Origin of the sequence: Xanthomonas sp. NCPPB 4037, from assembly GCF_041475695.2 — a bacterium.
GTDB lineage: Bacteria > Pseudomonadota > Gammaproteobacteria > Xanthomonadales > Xanthomonadaceae > Xanthomonas > Xanthomonas campestris.
In genome coordinates, this window is sequence record NZ_CM191261.1 from 3,679,281 (window position 1) to 3,696,413 (window position 17,133).

Sequence of the window (17,133 nt, forward strand, 5' to 3'; positions counted from 1 at the left end):
ACACCGGCCCGGGCTTGACCCGCGCGGTATCCTAGGCGGATGTCTTCCCCCGCACACGAACTGCTCAGCCGCGTCTTCGGTTACGACGACTTCCGCGGCCCCCAGCAAGCCATTGTCGAACACGTCGCCGCCGGCAACGACGCGCTGGTCCTGATGCCCACTGGCGGCGGTAAGTCGCTGTGCTATCAGGTCCCGGCGCTGTTGCGCGACGGCATCGGCATCGTGGTGTCGCCGCTGATCGCCCTGATGCAGGACCAGGTGGAAGCCCTGCGCCAGCTCGGTGTACGCGCCGAATTCCTCAACTCCACCCTGGACGCGGAAAACACCCAGCGGGTGGAACGCGCCCTGCTCTCGGGCGATCTGGAGCTGCTGTACGTGGCACCGGAACGACTGCTCACCCCGCGCTTCCTGTCGCTGCTGGAACGTAGCCGCATCGCCTTGTTCGCCATCGACGAAGCGCACTGCGTGTCGCAGTGGGGCCACGACTTCCGCCCGGAGTACCGCCAGCTCACCATGCTGCACGAGCGTTGGCCAAACATCCCGCGGATGGCATTGACGGCGACCGCCGACCCGCCCACCCAACGCGAGATCGCCGAGCGCCTGGACCTGGTGGAGGCGCGCCACTTCGTGAGCTCGTTCGACCGCCCCAACATCCGCTACACCGTGGTGCAGAAGGACAACGCGCGCAAGCAGCTGCAGGAGTTCCTGGGCCGCCACCGCGGCTCGGCCGGCATCGTCTATGCGATGTCGCGGCGCAAAGTGGAAGAAACCGCGCAACAGCTGTGTGCGCAAGGCTTCAATGCCCTGCCCTACCACGCCGGCCTGCCGGCGGAAGTGCGCGCGGAGAACCAGCGCCGCTTCCTGCGCGAGGACGGCATCATCATGGCCGCCACGATCGCCTTCGGCATGGGCATCGACAAGCCAGACGTGCGTTTCGTAGCGCACGTGGACCTGCCCAAATCGATGGAGGGCTATTACCAGGAAACCGGGCGTGCCGGCCGCGATGGCGAGCCCGCGGAGGCATGGCTCTGCTATGGCCTGGGCGATGTGGTACTGCTCAAGCAGATGATCGAACAGGGCGAGGCTGCCGAAGAGCGCAAGCGCCTGGAACGCGCCAAGCTCGATCACCTGCTGGGCTACTGCGAGTCCATGCAGTGCCGCCGCCAGGTGCTGCTGGCCGGCTTCGGCGAAACCTATCCCAAGCCCTGCGGCAACTGCGACAACTGCCTGACCCCGGCCGCCGCCTGGGACGCCACCGTGGCCTCGCAGAAGGCGCTGAGCTGCGTGTATCGCAGCGGGCAGCGCTTCGGTGTGGGCCATCTGATCGACATCCTGCGCGGCAGCGAGAACGAGCGCATCAAGCAGCTCGGCCATGACCAGCTGAGCACCTACGGCATCGGCCGCGACATGGACGAGCGCACCTGGCGCGGAGTCTTCCGCCAGCTGGTGGCCGCCAGCCTGTTGGAAGTCGACAGCGAAGGCCATGGCGGCCTGCGCCTCACCGATGCCAGCCGCCAGGTGCTCAAAGGCGAGCGCCAGGTGATGATGCGGCGCGAAAACCCGGCTGCCGGGCGAGAGCGCGACCGCGGCGCGCAACGCACCGGGCTGCCGGTGCAGCCGCAGGATCTGGGGCTGTTCAACGCCTTGCGCGGCCTGCGCGCGGAGCTGGCCAAGGAGCAGAACGTGCCGGCCTTCGTGATCTTCCACGACAGCACATTGCGCAATATCGCCGAACAACGGCCAACCAGCATCGACGCCCTCTCGCGTGTGGGCGGCATCGGCGGCGGCAAACTGGCCCGTTACGGAGCGCAACTGATCGAGATCGTGCGCGAACAGGGCTGATGCGCCAGGTGTGTGTCGCCCCGGTGTCGCGGCCGGCACAAAAATCCGCGGAAGCGACAGCGCGCATTCAATCTGCCGTTGCTAGTTTCAACGGAGCGATCTGGCGCGCGCCGCCAGTCCCTCCTGTAGAGTCCAACCGATGAAACGCAGCCTGCTTCTTTTGGCCACCCTGCTCGCCACCGGCAGTGCGCTCGCCCAGACCGGCGACAGCGGCACCGACGCGGTGACGCCTCGTTCGCTGGACTTGAGCATTCCCAAGGAGCCGGTGCAGTACCGTTCCGATCCGGAATACAGCACCGATCCGCCGGGCACCTTTTATGGCGACAAGACGGGCCCACAACCGGCGTTGGCGCGTCCTTCCGCTGCCTCCATTGCCGCCGAGCGGGCCGAACAGTGTCAGGGCAAGTTGCACGGTGCGGTCGAGACCGGCATGGGCTATTCGAACCGTGGCGGCAACAGCAACTGGCAGGCCGTCAATCTGAATTCGTGCAAGACCTATTACGACGACGACGGCAAGGCGCATCAGATCGGCGTCAGCATCAGCGTTGGCCGCGGCGAAGGCCCCATTTTCGGCCCGCGCTACGCACCTGGCGGTTACGGCCCCGGCCCATTCGGTTGGTAACACTACAGCTCGGCCTGCATTGACAAGGGGTTCACCCCTGCTTTGCGGAAAATGTGGCTTGCCTCACGAGATGTGCTCATGTCACAGAACAAGGAACGACCGGTTGTCTTCGTCGTCGAAGATGGCGATGGAACACGTCAACTCAGTTGCCTTGTGCTGGAGAGCTATGGCTTCACCTGCCGCAGTGCCGGTTCGGTGGAAGAAGCGTTGGCGTTGATCGAAAGCGACCCGCGCGTCGATGTGCTGTTTTCCGACATCCATTTCCCGGGCGGCCTCACAGGCGTGGACCTCGCGTTGAAAGCAGCGCATGCGCCGTACAACCTGCCGATCCTGCTGACCTCCGGCTTGGCCGTGGAATATGTGGAAGAGATCCTGCCCGACGGCGTGGCCTTCCTCGAAAAGCCGTATACGCCCGAGCAGTTGTTGAATGCGATCCGCAGCGTCATGGCCAAGCACCGCGTGCCGTCCACACCGATGGCGTAAGCCCGGCGCAGCAGGCGTTTTGCGGCCGAGACCGCTGTCAGGAACGCCCTGACAGCCCGTCAGTTCGCCCCTGATTTTCGTGACGTGCATCTCACTTGATACTGCAGCTGCCGGACGCGAGGCCTGTTGGCCGCTCAACTCGCGGGGCGCGGAGCACGCCCTCGCCGGATCATGATGGTCACTGCCTTAGGCAGAAGATGCCTATCTTCCTGGCTTTTTGTCTGACGCTGCCCGGAAATGGTTGCGCTCGCTGCCAGACGGTAGTGAAAGATGCCTAGCTGCACGACCTACGTCGCTGCTGCATGGCGTAAGTAGTCAGCACGTCTACGATCCAGCGCAGGATCCAAGTAGTTAGCACGCCTACGATCCAGTGCAAGACCGAATGAGCACTGCGGTCTAGGTTTCATACCCTCTCTGATCAGCACATCAGCAAATCCCTGGCCTGTGGCCACACCCGACCAAGGCATGCGCATCGCGCTTGCGATCGATGCTTCTTAAGTTCAGCGATCAAACTCGCCGCAGCAGCTGATTCTGTAGCCGTGCTGTGCGCCTGACGCCGCGTTCAACATTCCAGTCCTCAGTGACCACGGCTACGAGCAGCGCATTTTGAATGCATCGCTGAGTACGCTTGCCGTATCCACCTTTGTGGCGTACATCGCGGCAGCGGCCTTCCCTGGCTGCACTGCATCCGAAGCCCTTGATCGTCCTCACGCCGTTCTGTCCATCAGCGTCTATCCATGAGCGCCTGCCGAACAATTGCATGCACATGGTTCGAGCCTGCGACCAAGCCGCACGCGCGCTTGAAACGCATGCATTGAGCTTCGCCATTCACCTTTCGACCAGGCCCACCTGGCGCTCGACGCGCGCGTTGCGGCAACGCAATCGAACGCGCTGAAGACAAACCTGCAGCGCTACGCAACCACGCATGCATGCGCGATTGCGTGTCCATTTCACGCCATCACCCAAGGCGCTCGCTAGGCTAAACCCAGTGCAGCGCTTGGCTGTTGAATTTCAGGAGATCCACATGGGCGATAACTCATTTCTGTCACCGGCCTTCGTCATTCTGGTGGTTGGCATCATCGCCGTGGTGGTGTGGCTGGTGACCCGCGCCAAGAAGAAGCGCAACAAGAAGTGATTCACACGCAGCAACTGCGGCTGAGCACGTCGGCGCGCTGAAAGGCGCGTCTCTACTCTAGACGCTAGGGGAGTTCGAAGTACCTCGCGGATCGGCAGTCTGTTCGCGGCATGTGCAATGACGAACATCGCCCAGCGCGCCGAAAGCCTGCTTACTTTCTTGGTTTGATCGGCCTGCCGATACTGCAGCGGCTCACATCACGATCAGCCCTCGCCCATCTGCAGAGGCAGAGGCAGAGGCAGGCGCATCGTGACGCACTCAGCGCAGAACATCAGGCAACGCTCGGAATTCCAACCGCTTTTTTATCGCCGCACGAGTTATCGGGCGACAGACGCCACAAGATCAGAAGCGCTCGCCGGTGGGCAGGTAACGCCATTCGCCTAGCGCGAGTTTGCCCAGCGAAATCCGACCAACACGCAGGCGACGGATGGTGACCACCTCCAGCCCCACCTCGTTGCACATGTAGCGCAGTTGCCCAGGCTGCACGTGCTTGATGGCAAAGCGCAGACGCTCTTCGTTCTGCCAGCTCACCTTGCAGGCCGGCAGGCTCCGTTGCTGATACACCAGGCCGCTTGCCAGCCGCGCCATGCCGTACGGGCGCAGTTCGCCGCGCACTTCCACCAGATACTCCTGCTCGATTGTGGCCGCATCGGCAGTGAGCCTGCGCAAGATCCGGCCATCCTGGCTGAGCACCAGCAGCCCGCTGGCCTCGTCGTCCAGCGGCATCGGCGCGCTCAGGCGCAGGAAGTGGCGCTTCAGTACGCGGATATCGGCCTGATCCAGGCTGCTGCGGCTTTGCGACGTGGCCAGCGTCACGGCGGCCTCGCAGCTCATGCCGGCCGGCTTGTTCAGCAGCAAGGTGGCGGGCTCGGCCTGCCCAAGCACCGCGTCGACCGCCAGGCTCACCTGCTGGCCGGTGATCGGCGCCTGCGGCTCTTCCACCACCACGCCATCCACACTGACCCATCCCCCTTCGATGTATTGCTGCGCCTCGCCGCGCGAACAGCCGAACACGGCAGCCACGTGCTTGTCGAGACGGATCGGATCGGACATCGGTCATGCTCTACGTCAGGGCCGGGCAGTGTACGTGGTCGCTGCCGCCGGTACGACGCCTGCAGCCCTGCGCCAAGGTGCGCCTCGCTCATCCGCATAGCGGCGCCAGCCAAGGCCCGGCAAGCGTCGTGCTTCTGCCATGCCGCACAAAGTGGGACACTCGCCACTCACACAGGAGACCACAGATGTTCATCACGTTCGGCACCACCCGGGTTCGCCTCAACCATATCTCCGTCATCAGCGATCCGTTCAATGCCGGGGAGAACTTTGGTTCGTATTGCCACACGGTCCGCATCGGCCTGATCTCAGGCGAAGAGGTCGTGGCGCGCTTCAACACCGAGGCAGGCGCCGAGCAGTTGCACGCAGACGTGCTCGCCGCACTGGAAGCCTGATCACGGCCAACGTGTGCGCCTTCGCAGGCTGCGCCTGCACGCAGCGCAGCATTGTTCGGTGCGGCGTTGTTGCATTGCTGCGTATGTGGAAGCAGCGCCTTGCCACGATCGCGTGACACGCAGCCACTGAGGCAGGCGCCTCCACTGCGTTCTCTGGCTTTTGTATAGCGCAAGTTGCACACACTGCCCCACCGTGCCCGGTGCGACTGGCAACGGCACGTTGCCTGCCTGCAAGGCGCGCTTTTCTGCAGTGGGACACCAGACCAGCAAGCAGACGCTGCCATTGGCAGCCGCCATCGTGGTGACCGCCGAATGGCCAGCCCCGCTTGGATCGACATCGCCGGAGCGTCGTTAGGGGAAGGCGGAATCCAACCGTCGCGCAGCGACGCAAATGCGGTCACTTCGACCAGGCGCATACGTCAAATCGTCTCTGAAAAAGCCTCTAAGAGCGGCTAACAAAACGTAGCGAGCAGTCGTCAGGTGGGTGCGGGCGGCGCGGAGGAACCGGAGTGTACGGGGGTACATGAGGATTCCGAGCACCGGCCGCGCCCGCCTGGCGGCTGCGCAGTAGTTTTGATAGCTGCTCTAAACCAGTGCTGGTCACCGCGCCTGTCAGGTCCTAATGACAGCTGTCAGGAGATCCCTTCTAAGGCACTGAATCTGTCGTAACCATTTACGGTTTTGTACCTTTAGGCATCCCATTCCGGGCCGCTAGCTGGTCAACACGCCCGCGCCGATGCATGGCATCCCCGCAGGCCCCTCAGCTGCACCACCCTGGATGCTGTGATGAACAACTATCTGCAACGCCTCAACGTCGGCCGTCGGCTCGGTATGGCCTTTGGCATCTTGATCCTGCTCTCCGGCCTGTTGGTTGCCACCGGCCTGGTGACGATGTCCAACGCACGCTTCGAGCTCGACACCATCGTCAACAACAACATGGAGCGCATCCAGCTCTCCACTGAAATGCTCGACGCCAACACCAATGTGGCGATCGGCCTGCGCGACATCGTGATGGTGTCAGGTGAGGCGGCCAACCGCCATTCGATGGACATGATCGAAGCCAACCGCAAGCGGTACAAGAACGCGCATGACGCGTTGGCAGCCATGCCCAGCAGTGCGCTGGAAAAAGACGCGCTCACATCGGTGCAGCAGAAGCGCGATGTGTCGGTTAAGTTCAACAATCAAATCCTTGAATACGGCCTGCGCGATCAGAGCGATCAGGCGCAGGCATTGCTGCAGGGCGAAGCCGCAGTGGCGATGGACGCATAGCAGGCCGCTATCCGCGCAAATGCGGCCCTGGAACGCCGCCTCAGCAAGGAAGCCTACGCCGCGGCGGTTGCCTCCATGCATCGCGGCAAGGTCACGCTGGCCACTGGCGGCATCGCCGCACTGCTGATCAGTGCGCTGCTGGCCTGGTTGATCACGCGCAGCTTCACTGCCCCGCTCAGCCAGGCGACCCGCACCGCCGAATCGATCGCCGCCGGCAACCTGCACAACGACGTCCACACCACGGCCACCGACGAAACCGGGCGGCTGCTGCAGGCCATGGACAAGATGCAGCTGCAGCTGCGCAACCTGATTGCCGCACAGACCGACATGGCCAAGCGCCACGACAATGGCCAGATCAGCTTCCGCATCGATGCGTCCGCCTTCCCCGGCGACTACGGCCGCATGGCCAACGACACCAATCTGCTGGTGGCCTCGCACGTCGCCGTGCAGACCGATCTGGCACGCATCATGGGTCGCTACGCGGTGGGCGAGCTCAGCGAAGACATGCAGCCGCTGCCCGGTGAGAAGGCGGTGTTCAGTGACACGATGTCGCAGGTCAAGCTTAACCTCTCGGCGATGAATCACGAGATCAAGCATCTGGCACAGGCGGCAGCCAACGGCGACTTCAGTGCACGTGGCGACGCCGAGCGCTTTCAGTTCGATTTCCGGGTGATGGTGGAAAGCCTCAATCACCTCATGTCCACCGCCGACGGCAACCTGCAGTCGTTGTCCTCGCTGCTGCAGTCGATCGCGGCCGGTGATCTGACCGCGCGCATGAGTGGCGAGTTCCGCGGCGTCTTTGCGCAGATGCGTGACGATGCCAATGCCACCGCCAGCCAGTTGGCGCAGATCGTCGGCAACATCCAGCAGTCCGCAGTGTCGATCAACGCGGCGGCCAGCGAAATTGCTGCAGGCAATCAGGACCTGTCGCAGCGCACCGAGCAGCAGGCCGCCAATTTGGAGGAGACCGCCGCTTCGATGGAAGAACTCACCTCTACGGTCAAGCAGAACGCCGAGAGTGCACGCCAGGCCAACCAGTTGGCGATCGGTGCGGCGCGGGTCGCCTCGCAAGGGGGCGAGGTGGTCGGCAAGGTGGTCGAGACCATGTCCGGCATCGAAGCCTCGTCGAAGAAAATCGCCGACATCATCTCCGTCATCGACGGCATTGCCTTCCAGACCAACATCCTGGCCTTGAACGCTGCGGTGGAGGCAGCACGTGCCGGCGAGCAAGGCCGCGGTTTCGCCGTGGTCGCGTCGGAAGTGCGCACGCTCGCGCAGCGCTCCTCCGGTGCAGCCAAGCAGATCAAGGATCTCATCGACGACTCGGTGCAGCGCGTCGCCGAAGGCTCCGCACTGGTGCACACCGCCGGCAAGACCATGGGCGATGTTGTGGCAAGCGTGCAACGTGTCACCGACATCATGGGGGAGATCTCCGCCGCCTCGCAGGAGCAGTCGGCCGGCATCGAGCAGGTCAATCAGACCATCACCCACATGGACGAGACCACGCAGCAAAATGCTGCGTTGGTGGAAGAAGCCACTGCCGCGGCGCGTTCGATGGAAGAGCAAGCCGAGCAACTCACTGACGCGGTAGCCATCTTCAAGATCGATGCGCGGCAGACACGCAGCGCCAATACCCGCACAGCCGAGCCGGTGGCGCAGCTGTTGAACAAAGTACGTAGCGCCTGATCGACAGTACCGGGATCACCTCGCCGGCTGTGTCTTGCCAGCTCAGGTGCAGCACACGAAGAGAGCGCCACCCGGCGCTCTCTTCGTGTGTGTCAAGCGGGTTTCATGGGCCTTTACGGCCAGGCAGACATCGCCGGAAACAGCCCCAATTGCACACAGAAATCCACTGAAAAAAGCATCAAACGCGTGCCGGGAGTGCTTGCGCAGATGGCGCCAGCTGGGTACGCTGCCGCGGTCGAAAGAGAGCAGGCCGGATGGTAGCCCGGCCGCCGCCAGATAGGCGGCATCTTAGCCATCAGGTACCCACGACATCCGCAGCCGGCGTTGCCGGTAACGCAGATGTGTGGGTGGGAGTGACACATCCTGCATGGCGCATCTGCTCGACCAAGGATCCCCGTGATGATCGTCACCGCTCCCGCTACCCCCTTCCCGATGCGCTCCGCACGCACTAGTCCCAACGCTGGCCGTTCTGCGTCGTCCATGCGCGATCCAAGCGTGCATGCCGACGCCGACCGCACGCATCTGCATTGGCACCGCGTGTGGGTAGACGCGCTGCAAATCTGGCAACCCGATGTCCGGCTGGCCGATGCGCGCGTGTGCATACTCGCGGTGTGGCCGTCTGCACCACATTGGGAATGGGAGGCGATCGACCCTGCGCACGATCGCCATCTGGCCGGTGGTTGTAGCGCAACCCAAGCCGACGCACTGGCATGTGCAGAAGACTGGATGCATGCCGCGCAGAGATGATGGCTGCGCGCACGTTGCATGCTGTGTCCTCTCGCACGTACCGCCTGCGACGGCTTCGTTGTGCGCCACGGCGACACCACGCGAGTGGCGCGCACTTCGCAGGATCACCCCGGCGCACTGTTGGCTAACTAGCCAGCAGCAAAGCTGCAAAGCGCCGCTGGAATCTAGGTCGAATACAACCCAGGAACATACCGCTCCATCAACGACTGCGGAAACAACGGCGGCGTAAACCCGTAGCGCGCGTACAGGCCGTGCGCATCACTGGTGGCCAGGCTGAAGCGGCGTAGCCCCTGCAGATCGGGATGCGCCGTGACCGCATCCATCAGCGCCTTGCTGTACCCGCGGCCGCGGTGCTCCGGCAGCACGAACACATCGCCCAGGTACGCAAAGGTCGCATAGTCGGAAATCACCCTGGCGAACGCGACTTGCTGGCCATCGACAAACCCGCCGAAGCACAACGAATGATCGATCGCGCGCTGCACAAGCGCGAGGGGAATGTCCTTGGCCCAATCGGTGTCTTGTGACAGCGTGCGATGGATCAAGCCGATATCGAGCAGGGAGTTGTCGGTGCTGACGTGCAAGTGGGGCATGTGAAGTGTCCTGGCAAAGGGCATGGAGCGACGAACAAGCGACGTGCGCATCCGCCGCGTGCGTGCGGCCGGTGAGCAGAATCCGGCACGGCCAGCTTGCCCACTCAGGCTGCTTCAAACTATCCGCACCAACGGACGACCGCGCACTTGCTTGCGTTCGCCGCAGTTAACCCAAGGTCGTATGCTGCGGCAGCAGGAGCGCCACGCACAACACCAGCATGAACACGGCGATGCAAGCATCCAGCACCCGCCAGGCGCGTGGGTTACGGAACACCGGTTGCAGCAGCCGCGCGCCATGGCCCAGCGCGCAGAACCAGGTGATGCTGGCAAGGCAGGCACCGAGTGCGAATGCCCAGCGCAGTACGCCGGCATGGCGTGCGGAAAGACTACCCAGCAGCACCATGGTGTCCAGATACACGTGCGGGTTGAGGAAGGTGAAAGCCAGGCAGGTCAGCGCCGCCTGCTGCCAACGCTGATCGTCGCGTTCGGCCGGTGCCAGTGCGCCCTGCCCGCGCCAGGCGCGTTGGGCGGCCATCGCCCCGTACACCGCCAGGAACGCCGCACCCGCATAACGGAACAGCTGCAGGATCTGCGGCCAGTGCTGCACCACCGCGCCAATGCCGGCGACGCCGGCCAGGATCAAGGTGATGTCGCCAAAGGCGCAGATGGCCACGACCAGGCCGACATGCCGCCGCTGCAGCCCCTGGCGCAGGACGAATGCGTTTTGCGCCCCGATGGCGATGATGAGCCCGGCGCTGGCAATGAAGCCGGAAAGTGCTGCGTTGAAGACCATGGCGCGGTGTCTGTTGGTTGCGTGCGGCAAGACTGCCGCAGCCCCTAGGATTAGGAAACCTAAATATTCTGTATGCTCCAAAGGAAATCTAATCCGGCGAACTCGCATGGAGTTGTTGCATCCCCAACTGGCCGCGTTCGCTGCCGTGCTTGATGAAGGCAGCTTCGAGTTGGCTGCACGCAGGCTGTCGGTGACCTCGTCGGCGATTTCGCAGCGGATCAAGGCATTGGAAGACCGGCTCGGCCAGGTGCTGGTGTTGCGCACAGCGCCCTGCCGCGCGACCCCGGCCGGCGAGCGCTTGCTCCGCAGGCTACGGCCGATGCAGGTGCTGCAAGCCGAGGCCATGGCCGATTTCCTGCCTGACGCGAGTGCTGGCGGCACGCCGCGCACGCTGTCCATCGCCGTCAACGACGACTCCTTGCAGACCTGGGTGCTGGCCGCATTAGCCGAGCTGCACCAGGCGCACGGCTTGTTGTTTGACGTGCATGTCGATGACCAGGACCACACCCTGGAGCTGCTGCGCGCCGGCACGGTATTGGGTGCGGTCACTGCCGAACGCCGGCCACTGCAAGGCTGCAATGTGCAGCCGCTGGGCACCATGCGCTACCACGCCATCGCGTCGCCGGATGTGGTAGCCCGCTACTTCAGCAGCGGCCTGGACGCCGCCGGATTGAGCCGCGCACCGATGATGGTGTTCAACCGCAAGGACGCGCTGCAGGCACGCTTTGCGCGACGCATCACGCGCATGCAGTTGTCGCCGCCGATCCACTACCTGCCCACATCCACCGGCTTCGTGGACGCCGCCGCGCGTGGGCTGGGCTGGTGCCTGGCGCCGGAGGCGATGGTGTTGCCGGCAGTAGAGCGCAAGACGCTAGTCATCATCGACCCGATGCGCTGGCTGGATGTGCCGCTGTACTGGCAGCATGCCGCGGTGCGCTCGACGACCTTGCAGCGCCTGAGCGATAGCTTGCGAACCGCAGCGGCGGCGAGCTTGCGTGTTGGCAAGCAGGGGCCCGCTCACTGAGCGCTGCTCGAAGCGCCTCGCGTGTCGCGTTCCAGACTCCGCACGGCCCACGCCCACGCGGCCAACCCACGCTCACTCCTCGCCAGTCCCCCGCTCGCCCATCAGCTCGCGCTCGCGTTTTTCCAGCTCTTCGGCATACCGCTTGCGCACGAAGCCCTCGGATAACACGCCCAGCACGGTGCGCTGCTGATCGATCACCGCCAGCTCATCGGCCTGGGTGGCATCGAAGACCTTCATCACCGCCACGATATCGGTGTCTGCCAGCAACGCGGCGTCGCGGTGCTGTGCGTAGTCGCTCACCGGCGCATCCTCGCGCACGCGATCGCCATACAGGATGGCCAGTGGCACCACGCCGGCGTATCGCCCCAGGGCGTCTTCCAGCACCACCCGCTGCGTGGAGCCCAGTGGAAAGCGCCGACGGAATTCGCTGACGCTGGTGTCGTCGCGGGTGTGGTTGGCATCCTTGCGCATCATCTTGCCAGCCGACAGGTGGCGCACCCAGCCCACGTCGCGCGCGCTACGGATGTTTTCGCCACGCAGGTGCAGGCGCCAGGTAGAGAACGAATAACCGAACACCTGCCGCACCACCGTGTTGGCCACCAGCACCGCCGCCATCACGGCGCTGGCAAGCACGAAATCGTGTGTGCCCTCCAGGATCAGCATCGCCATGGTCATTGGCGCGCCCACAATCGCCGCCGCAAGCGCCGCCATGCCCACCAGCGAGGCGCTCGTGGTGTCCACCATTGCCGCACCCATCAGCAGATTGGTGCCCACCGCAAACAAGGCGCCCACCAACGAGCCCATGAACAGCGACGCAAAAAACAGGCCGCCGCGGAACCCGAATCCCAGCGAGATGCCCGAGGCCAGGCACTTCAATACCAGCAAGGTCAGCAGAAACTGCAGCGTGGTGGTGCTGGTCAGATCCAGATGCAAGGCGCCGTGGCCGGAGGACAGCACCTGCGGCGAATACGCGGCCAGGGGAATCAGCAACAGGCCACCGATCACCGGCCGGCCCCAGAGCGGCAGATTGATCCGCCCGACGCCACGCTCGATGCCGGCAACCAGCCGCATCACCGCAATGCCGATCACCGCACAGGCCAGGCCCAAGGCGATATAGATCGCGTAGTCGCGCGGCTGCAGTTGGTAGGCCACCGCCGCCGGCAATGCGTAGGGCGTGGCACCCAAGGCGTTGGCCATGAACGCGCCGGCCAGCGCGGCGGCTGCCACCGGCGCCAGCGCCGATGGCGTATAGGCACCGATCACGATCTCGAACGCGTAGAACGCGCCGGCCAGCGGGGCACCAAATGCGGCTGCGATCGCGCCCGCCGAGCCGGCACCAACCAGCGTGCGCATGTCTGTACGACGCACGCGCAGGACCCGTCCCAGCTGCGAGCCCGCACCGGAGCCCATTTGCGTGTAGGTCGCCTCCAGGCCGACCGATGCACCGAACCCGTTCGAGAGCAAGGTCTGCACCGCGACGATCAGGTTGTCGCGCATCGACATGCGCCCGCCGTGCAGCGCATTGGCTTCCACCGCGTCCACCAATGGCCGTCGACGGCGGCGCGCCAGCAATGCGACCAGACCCACCAGCAGGCCGCCCAGCGGCAACACCAATAATTGCTGCACGCCGATGCCGTCCGCCGTACTGAGCCGCTCGCCTGGCGCCAACCCGTACAGCCACGTTTGCAACGTGTGGGCCAGACCGGCCTGTAGCACGGTCAGTACTGCGGCAATCAAGCCCACCACGGCAGCCAGGCTGATGAACCACAGATCGTTGGCGCGAAACTGCCGGCGCAGCCAGCCCAGCAGCAGATCGAGCGGGACCCGTGCACGCTGTAAGGACCGGGAAACGCGAAGGCGTAGCGATTGCATGAGGGCAGAAGCACGTCCTGCCCGGCAGAGCAGGATCACGCGCGCAGTGAGGATGCGTCATTGTGCAACATCGCTGCGGACGCCACCGTTGAGGCCCTGGGAGTCTCATCTCGCAGCGCCCACCTCACCGGGCGTCGCGACGCTTGAGAACAACAGACGCTCCAGCTGGTCTGCACCGCAGACAGACAACGCGCAGCCAACGCATGAGTCCTCAGGCGCACGCACTGCGGCAAAACGATAGCGCCTGTCATATTGCGGCAGTCACCGGCCAGCGGTGAAACGCAGTGCGTGCGCCGCTACGTGCCTGCCGCCTAAACCAGCGTCAGCGCACGCCATGCCGCTTCGTACGATGACCATGTGCTTCGCCGTGCCGACTCTTCGCGGCGCTATGCAGGCACATAGTGCGCGCTCTCAACGCGCTGAGCTTTGATCGATGAACACCCCCTCCCGAGTCCGCTGCAGCCTGCTTGCGCGCCGGACGCGCGCACCCGGCATCACCTTGATCAGCGCACAGACCAGCCCCTACTTCCGGCCCACCCCCTGGGCCATTGAACAAGGCCACTTCCATGTTTCCACGCCAACACCGCACAGCGCTCCACGTCCTTGCCATCGCCATTACCGGCGCCCTGCTGCCTGGCATGGCGCTAGCCGCGCCTGCCCGCGGCACGCTGCTGAACAGCAATTTCCTGAGCAGTTACACACGCGATGCGATCGCCGTGCTGGTCAAAGATGACCAGCCGCTTGAACAGCCCAAATGCAATGTGCGGCTTGCCGAATTCACCTATGCCACCGTTGGTGTCAACGGCGAGCCGACCACTGCCTCCGCCGCGATGTTGGTGCCGGGAGGTCCGCAATGTCAGGGGCCCTATCCGCTGCTCGGCTGGGGCGACGGCACGCAGACGCTGCGGCGCGATGAGATGGCCAAGGACATCCGCGATGCCAAGGGCAATGATCCGCTGGTAACGCACTTGGCGAGCCAGGGTTATGTGGTCGTGAGCACCGATTACCTCGGGCTCGGCAAGTCCAGCTATCCCTTCCATCCTTATTTGCACAGCGCGACCGAAGCCAACGCGATGATCGATGCGCTGCGCGCCGCACGCACCATGCTGGACCGGTTAAACACGCCGTTGTCGGGCAAGGTGATGTTGTCGGGTTACTCGGTCGGCGGGCACGCGGCAATGGCCAGCCAACGCGAAATCGAAGCGCATCTGTCGAAGGAATTCAATCTGGTCGCCAGCGCACCGATTGCCGGCCCGTACGCGCTCGAACAGACCTTCGTCGATAGCTGGAGCGGGCGTAATGCGGTCGGCGAAAGCACCTTCGGCCTGGTGCTGGCGAGCTACGCCATCGTCGGCATGCAGCACGCGTATCAAAACATCTACACCGCGCCATCGCAGGTGTTCCGCGCGCCGTGGGCGGCCACCGTCGAATCACAATTCCCCGGCAGCAAGAGCCTGCTGGACCTGTTTGTCGACCTGCCCGAGATCGGCAAGGTCAAAAAATACTTCCAGGCCGATTTCTATCGCGACTTTGCCAGCAACCCGAACAATCCCTTCCGCAAGGATCTGGCCCGCAACGACCTGCTGGACTGGAGCCCGCGGACCAAGACGTTGCTGTGCGGTTCGTCGAATGACGCTACCGTGCCGCTGAAGAATGCAACCACTGCCATCGCCGCCTTCAAGCAGCGCGGCAGCACCCAGGTGTCACTGGTCGACCTGGGCACCGGCAAGGCCAGCGACAACAGTGCCGGTGAGCATCTGGCCATCAAGGACAGCTGCATCGTGGCGGTACGCCAGCAACTGCTGGACAAGCAGCGCTGATCAATCCTGCGCAAGGACTCCCCGGAACGCCGCGATTTTCGGGCGTTCCGGAGAGTTTTGCAGTGCAGGGTGATCGCATGGACGACATAGTCGCTTCAGCGATTCGGGCGCAGTGCGTGCCAACGCTAGGTGTGATCAGGGCTTCTGCAACAGCGCCAATGCGTCCTGCAGGTCACGGAAACGAAAGGGCTTCTGCACCCCGTGCCGGTGACGGAACTTCTCCGGAATCCCGCTGGAGGCATAGCCGGTCACGAAGATATACGGCACGCCGCGCGCATCCAGTTCTTCGGCAATCGGGAAAGACATCGTGCCGCCCAGATTGACGTCCAGCACCGCCATATCCAGATTGCCCTGCTTCACCACTTCGAGCGCGGCGCTGACATCGCCCACGGTCCCGGCCACTTCATAGCCCAGTTCGGCCAGGCAATCTTCGAGCAACATGGCCACCAGCGACTCGTCTTCTACCACCAGTACGCGCGCACTCATGCTGCCAGCTCCGCGGTCGCAGCCGGCAACGCCAACGACACGCGGTAGGACACACCCGCCGTATCGAAGACCCAGGACACATCACCATTGAGATCGTGCTTCAGGCCCCGCTCCAGCAATCGCGAGCCGAAGCCCTTGCGTTGCGGCGGCTGCACTTCCGGGCCACCGCTTTCCTGCCACAACAACTCCAGGCGATTCTCGCCCTCGCGCATGGTGCACTCCCAGGCAATCCGCACGCGCCCTTCCGCGGACGACAGCGCACCGTGCTTCACCGCATTGGTGCACAACTCATGCAAGGCCATCGCCAGCGCCAGTGCGCGGCGCGGGTCCAGCCGGCAGGAACTGCCGTGCAGTTCGAACCGCTGCCCCTGGTGTGACTCGCACAGCTCCACCGCATCGCGTGTGAGTTCGGCGATATCGGCGCTCACCCAATTCTCGCGGGTCAAGGTGTTGTGTGCACTGGAGAGCGCCATGAGGCGCGCGTCGATCTTTTCATTGGCATCGTCCAGGCTCTCAGCGTTCTTCAGCGACTGCCGCGCCAGGGACTGCACCATCACCAGGGAATTTTTCACCCGGTGATTGAGCTCATTGATCAGCAGCTGCAGATGCTGCTCATGCTGCTTGCGTTCGGTGACGTCACGGGTGGCACCGGCGATGGCCTCAACGCGGCCATCGGGCCCGAACACCGGCGTAAAAATGTAGTCATACACCCGCACGCCCTTGCTGATGTGCGGGAACGGCACTTCGCCACGCAATGGCTGGCCGGTAGCAATGACGCGCTCGATTTCCTCATCGTGCATCGCCGCGTGCCACGGCTCGTAGCCGATCTCCAGACAGGTCTTGCCGGACGCCTGCTCCCACTCCATGCCCCACATCGCCAACAGCGCTTCATTGGCGTAGATGAAACGGTGCTGGGTATCGAACACGTACAGGAGATCGGGAGTGGCCTGCAAAAGCGCTTTGTAGATGCGCGATTTCGCGGCGTCTTCTTGCTGCTCGGCTATCACGTCATCTGGCCCCGGAATTGGCGTGCACGATAGCAGGCTGATGTGAAAACCTCATCATGAACCACGCCCGCCAGGCGGACTGATCCATTGCGCATGCCAAGCGCACCAGTGGCATCGAATCGCGTGCCATGACCTCGACCTACTGGCGACGTGCGAGCAATCGCGGGTCACTTCGACAGGGATCTGACCGGCTTGCATCACTTCCCGCGATGCAGCGCTTTCTTGAATATTGGGAATCGATCGGAACAACCAACCGCCGCAGCGAATGCGATTTTCCAGACGAGCGACCAGATTGCGTACTGTCCGGCCAAC

At 63.8% G+C, this 17,133-nt stretch carries 12 protein-coding genes, 1 other RNA gene and 1 pseudogene; 7 read left to right on the forward strand and 7 right to left on the reverse strand.

Translation table 11 applies throughout. The features are described 5' to 3' along the window. Positions 1-39 precede the first annotated feature (39 nt). The 3 genes from recQ (at position 40) to ACCQ01_RS16360 (ending at position 2,947) form a co-directional block, all read left to right on the forward strand. Positions 40-1,842 carry a DNA helicase RecQ gene (gene recQ / locus ACCQ01_RS16350; RefSeq protein WP_228431918.1) on the forward strand — a complete coding sequence of 601 codons (1,803 nt, stop codon included), beginning with the start codon at positions 40-42 and terminating at the stop codon, positions 1,840-1,842. 139 nt (positions 1,843-1,981) lie between these two features. Further along, a complete protein-coding gene (locus ACCQ01_RS16355) occupies positions 1,982-2,464 on the forward strand; it encodes a hypothetical protein (protein WP_014508595.1) in 483 nt (160 codons plus the stop codon). A 78-nt stretch (positions 2,465-2,542) separates the two neighbouring features. After that, on the forward strand, positions 2,543-2,947 hold the full coding sequence (locus tag ACCQ01_RS16360) for a response regulator (protein WP_011038072.1): 405 nt from the start codon (positions 2,543-2,545) through the stop codon (positions 2,945-2,947). A gap of 1,477 nt (positions 2,948-4,424) precedes the next feature. Here ACCQ01_RS16360 and ACCQ01_RS16365 read toward each other — a convergent pair. Beyond that, positions 4,425-5,135, reverse strand: a complete 711-nt coding sequence (locus ACCQ01_RS16365) for an rRNA pseudouridine synthase (protein ID WP_228431916.1) — start codon at positions 5,133-5,135, stop codon at positions 4,425-4,427. 185 nt (positions 5,136-5,320) lie between these two features. Here ACCQ01_RS16365 and ACCQ01_RS16370 point away from each other — a divergent pair, with 185 nt between their 5' ends. Continuing rightward, positions 5,321-5,527 carry a hypothetical protein gene (locus tag ACCQ01_RS16370; protein ID WP_042594779.1) on the forward strand — a complete coding sequence of 69 codons (207 nt, stop codon included), beginning with the start codon at positions 5,321-5,323 and terminating at the stop codon, positions 5,525-5,527. Positions 5,528-5,977: 450 nt separating this feature from the next. Here ACCQ01_RS16370 and ACCQ01_RS16375 read toward each other — a convergent pair. Next, positions 5,978-6,052: non-coding RNA, sX9 sRNA (locus tag ACCQ01_RS16375), on the reverse strand. Positions 6,053-6,313: 261 nt separating this feature from the next. On the opposite strand from ACCQ01_RS16375, the pseudogene ACCQ01_RS16380 reads away from it, so the two are divergent. Beyond that, a pseudogene (locus ACCQ01_RS16380) lies at positions 6,314-8,482 on the forward strand (methyl-accepting chemotaxis protein). Between the two features lie 911 nt (positions 8,483-9,393). Here the strand turns inward: ACCQ01_RS16380 and ACCQ01_RS16385 are convergent. Together ACCQ01_RS16385 and ACCQ01_RS16390 are read right to left on the reverse strand one after the other, a co-directional pair. After that, positions 9,394-9,819 carry a GNAT family N-acetyltransferase gene (locus ACCQ01_RS16385; RefSeq protein ID WP_228431912.1) on the reverse strand — a complete coding sequence of 142 codons (426 nt, stop codon included), beginning with the start codon at positions 9,817-9,819 and terminating at the stop codon, positions 9,394-9,396. Positions 9,820-9,985: 166 nt separating this feature from the next. Next, complete coding sequence (locus ACCQ01_RS16390; RefSeq protein ID WP_228431910.1) at positions 9,986-10,612, reverse strand: LysE/ArgO family amino acid transporter; 627 nt, start codon at positions 10,610-10,612, stop codon at positions 9,986-9,988. A gap of 106 nt (positions 10,613-10,718) precedes the next feature. On the opposite strand from ACCQ01_RS16390, the gene ACCQ01_RS16395 reads away from it, so the two are divergent. Further along, positions 10,719-11,636: a LysR family transcriptional regulator ArgP gene (locus ACCQ01_RS16395; protein ID WP_228431908.1), complete on the forward strand. Its 918-nt coding sequence runs from the start codon at positions 10,719-10,721 to the stop codon at positions 11,634-11,636. A gap of 72 nt (positions 11,637-11,708) precedes the next feature. On the opposite strand, the gene ACCQ01_RS16400 is transcribed toward ACCQ01_RS16395, so the two are convergent. Next, a complete protein-coding gene (locus tag ACCQ01_RS16400; RefSeq protein WP_228431907.1) occupies positions 11,709-13,508 on the reverse strand; it encodes a chloride channel protein in 1,800 nt (599 codons plus the stop codon). A 566-nt stretch (positions 13,509-14,074) separates the two neighbouring features. Here ACCQ01_RS16400 and ACCQ01_RS16405 point away from each other — a divergent pair. Beyond that, complete coding sequence (locus ACCQ01_RS16405; RefSeq protein ID WP_228431906.1) at positions 14,075-15,328, forward strand: lipase family protein; 1,254 nt, start codon at positions 14,075-14,077, stop codon at positions 15,326-15,328. 135 nt (positions 15,329-15,463) lie between these two features. On the opposite strand, the gene ACCQ01_RS16410 is transcribed toward ACCQ01_RS16405, so the two are convergent. Both ACCQ01_RS16410 and ACCQ01_RS16415 read right to left on the reverse strand, forming a co-directional pair. Beyond that, positions 15,464-15,814 (reverse strand): response regulator, encoded by a 351-nt coding sequence (locus ACCQ01_RS16410; RefSeq protein WP_228431905.1) that lies wholly within the window; start codon positions 15,812-15,814, stop codon positions 15,464-15,466. Next, the gene (locus ACCQ01_RS16415) at positions 15,811-16,818 is read right to left on the reverse strand and encodes a sensor histidine kinase (RefSeq protein WP_029628883.1); all 1,008 of its coding nucleotides are present in this window, start codon (positions 16,816-16,818) and stop codon (positions 15,811-15,813) included. The genes ACCQ01_RS16410 and ACCQ01_RS16415 overlap by 4 nt, the downstream gene beginning before the upstream one ends. Positions 16,819-17,133: the final 315 nt, after the last annotated feature.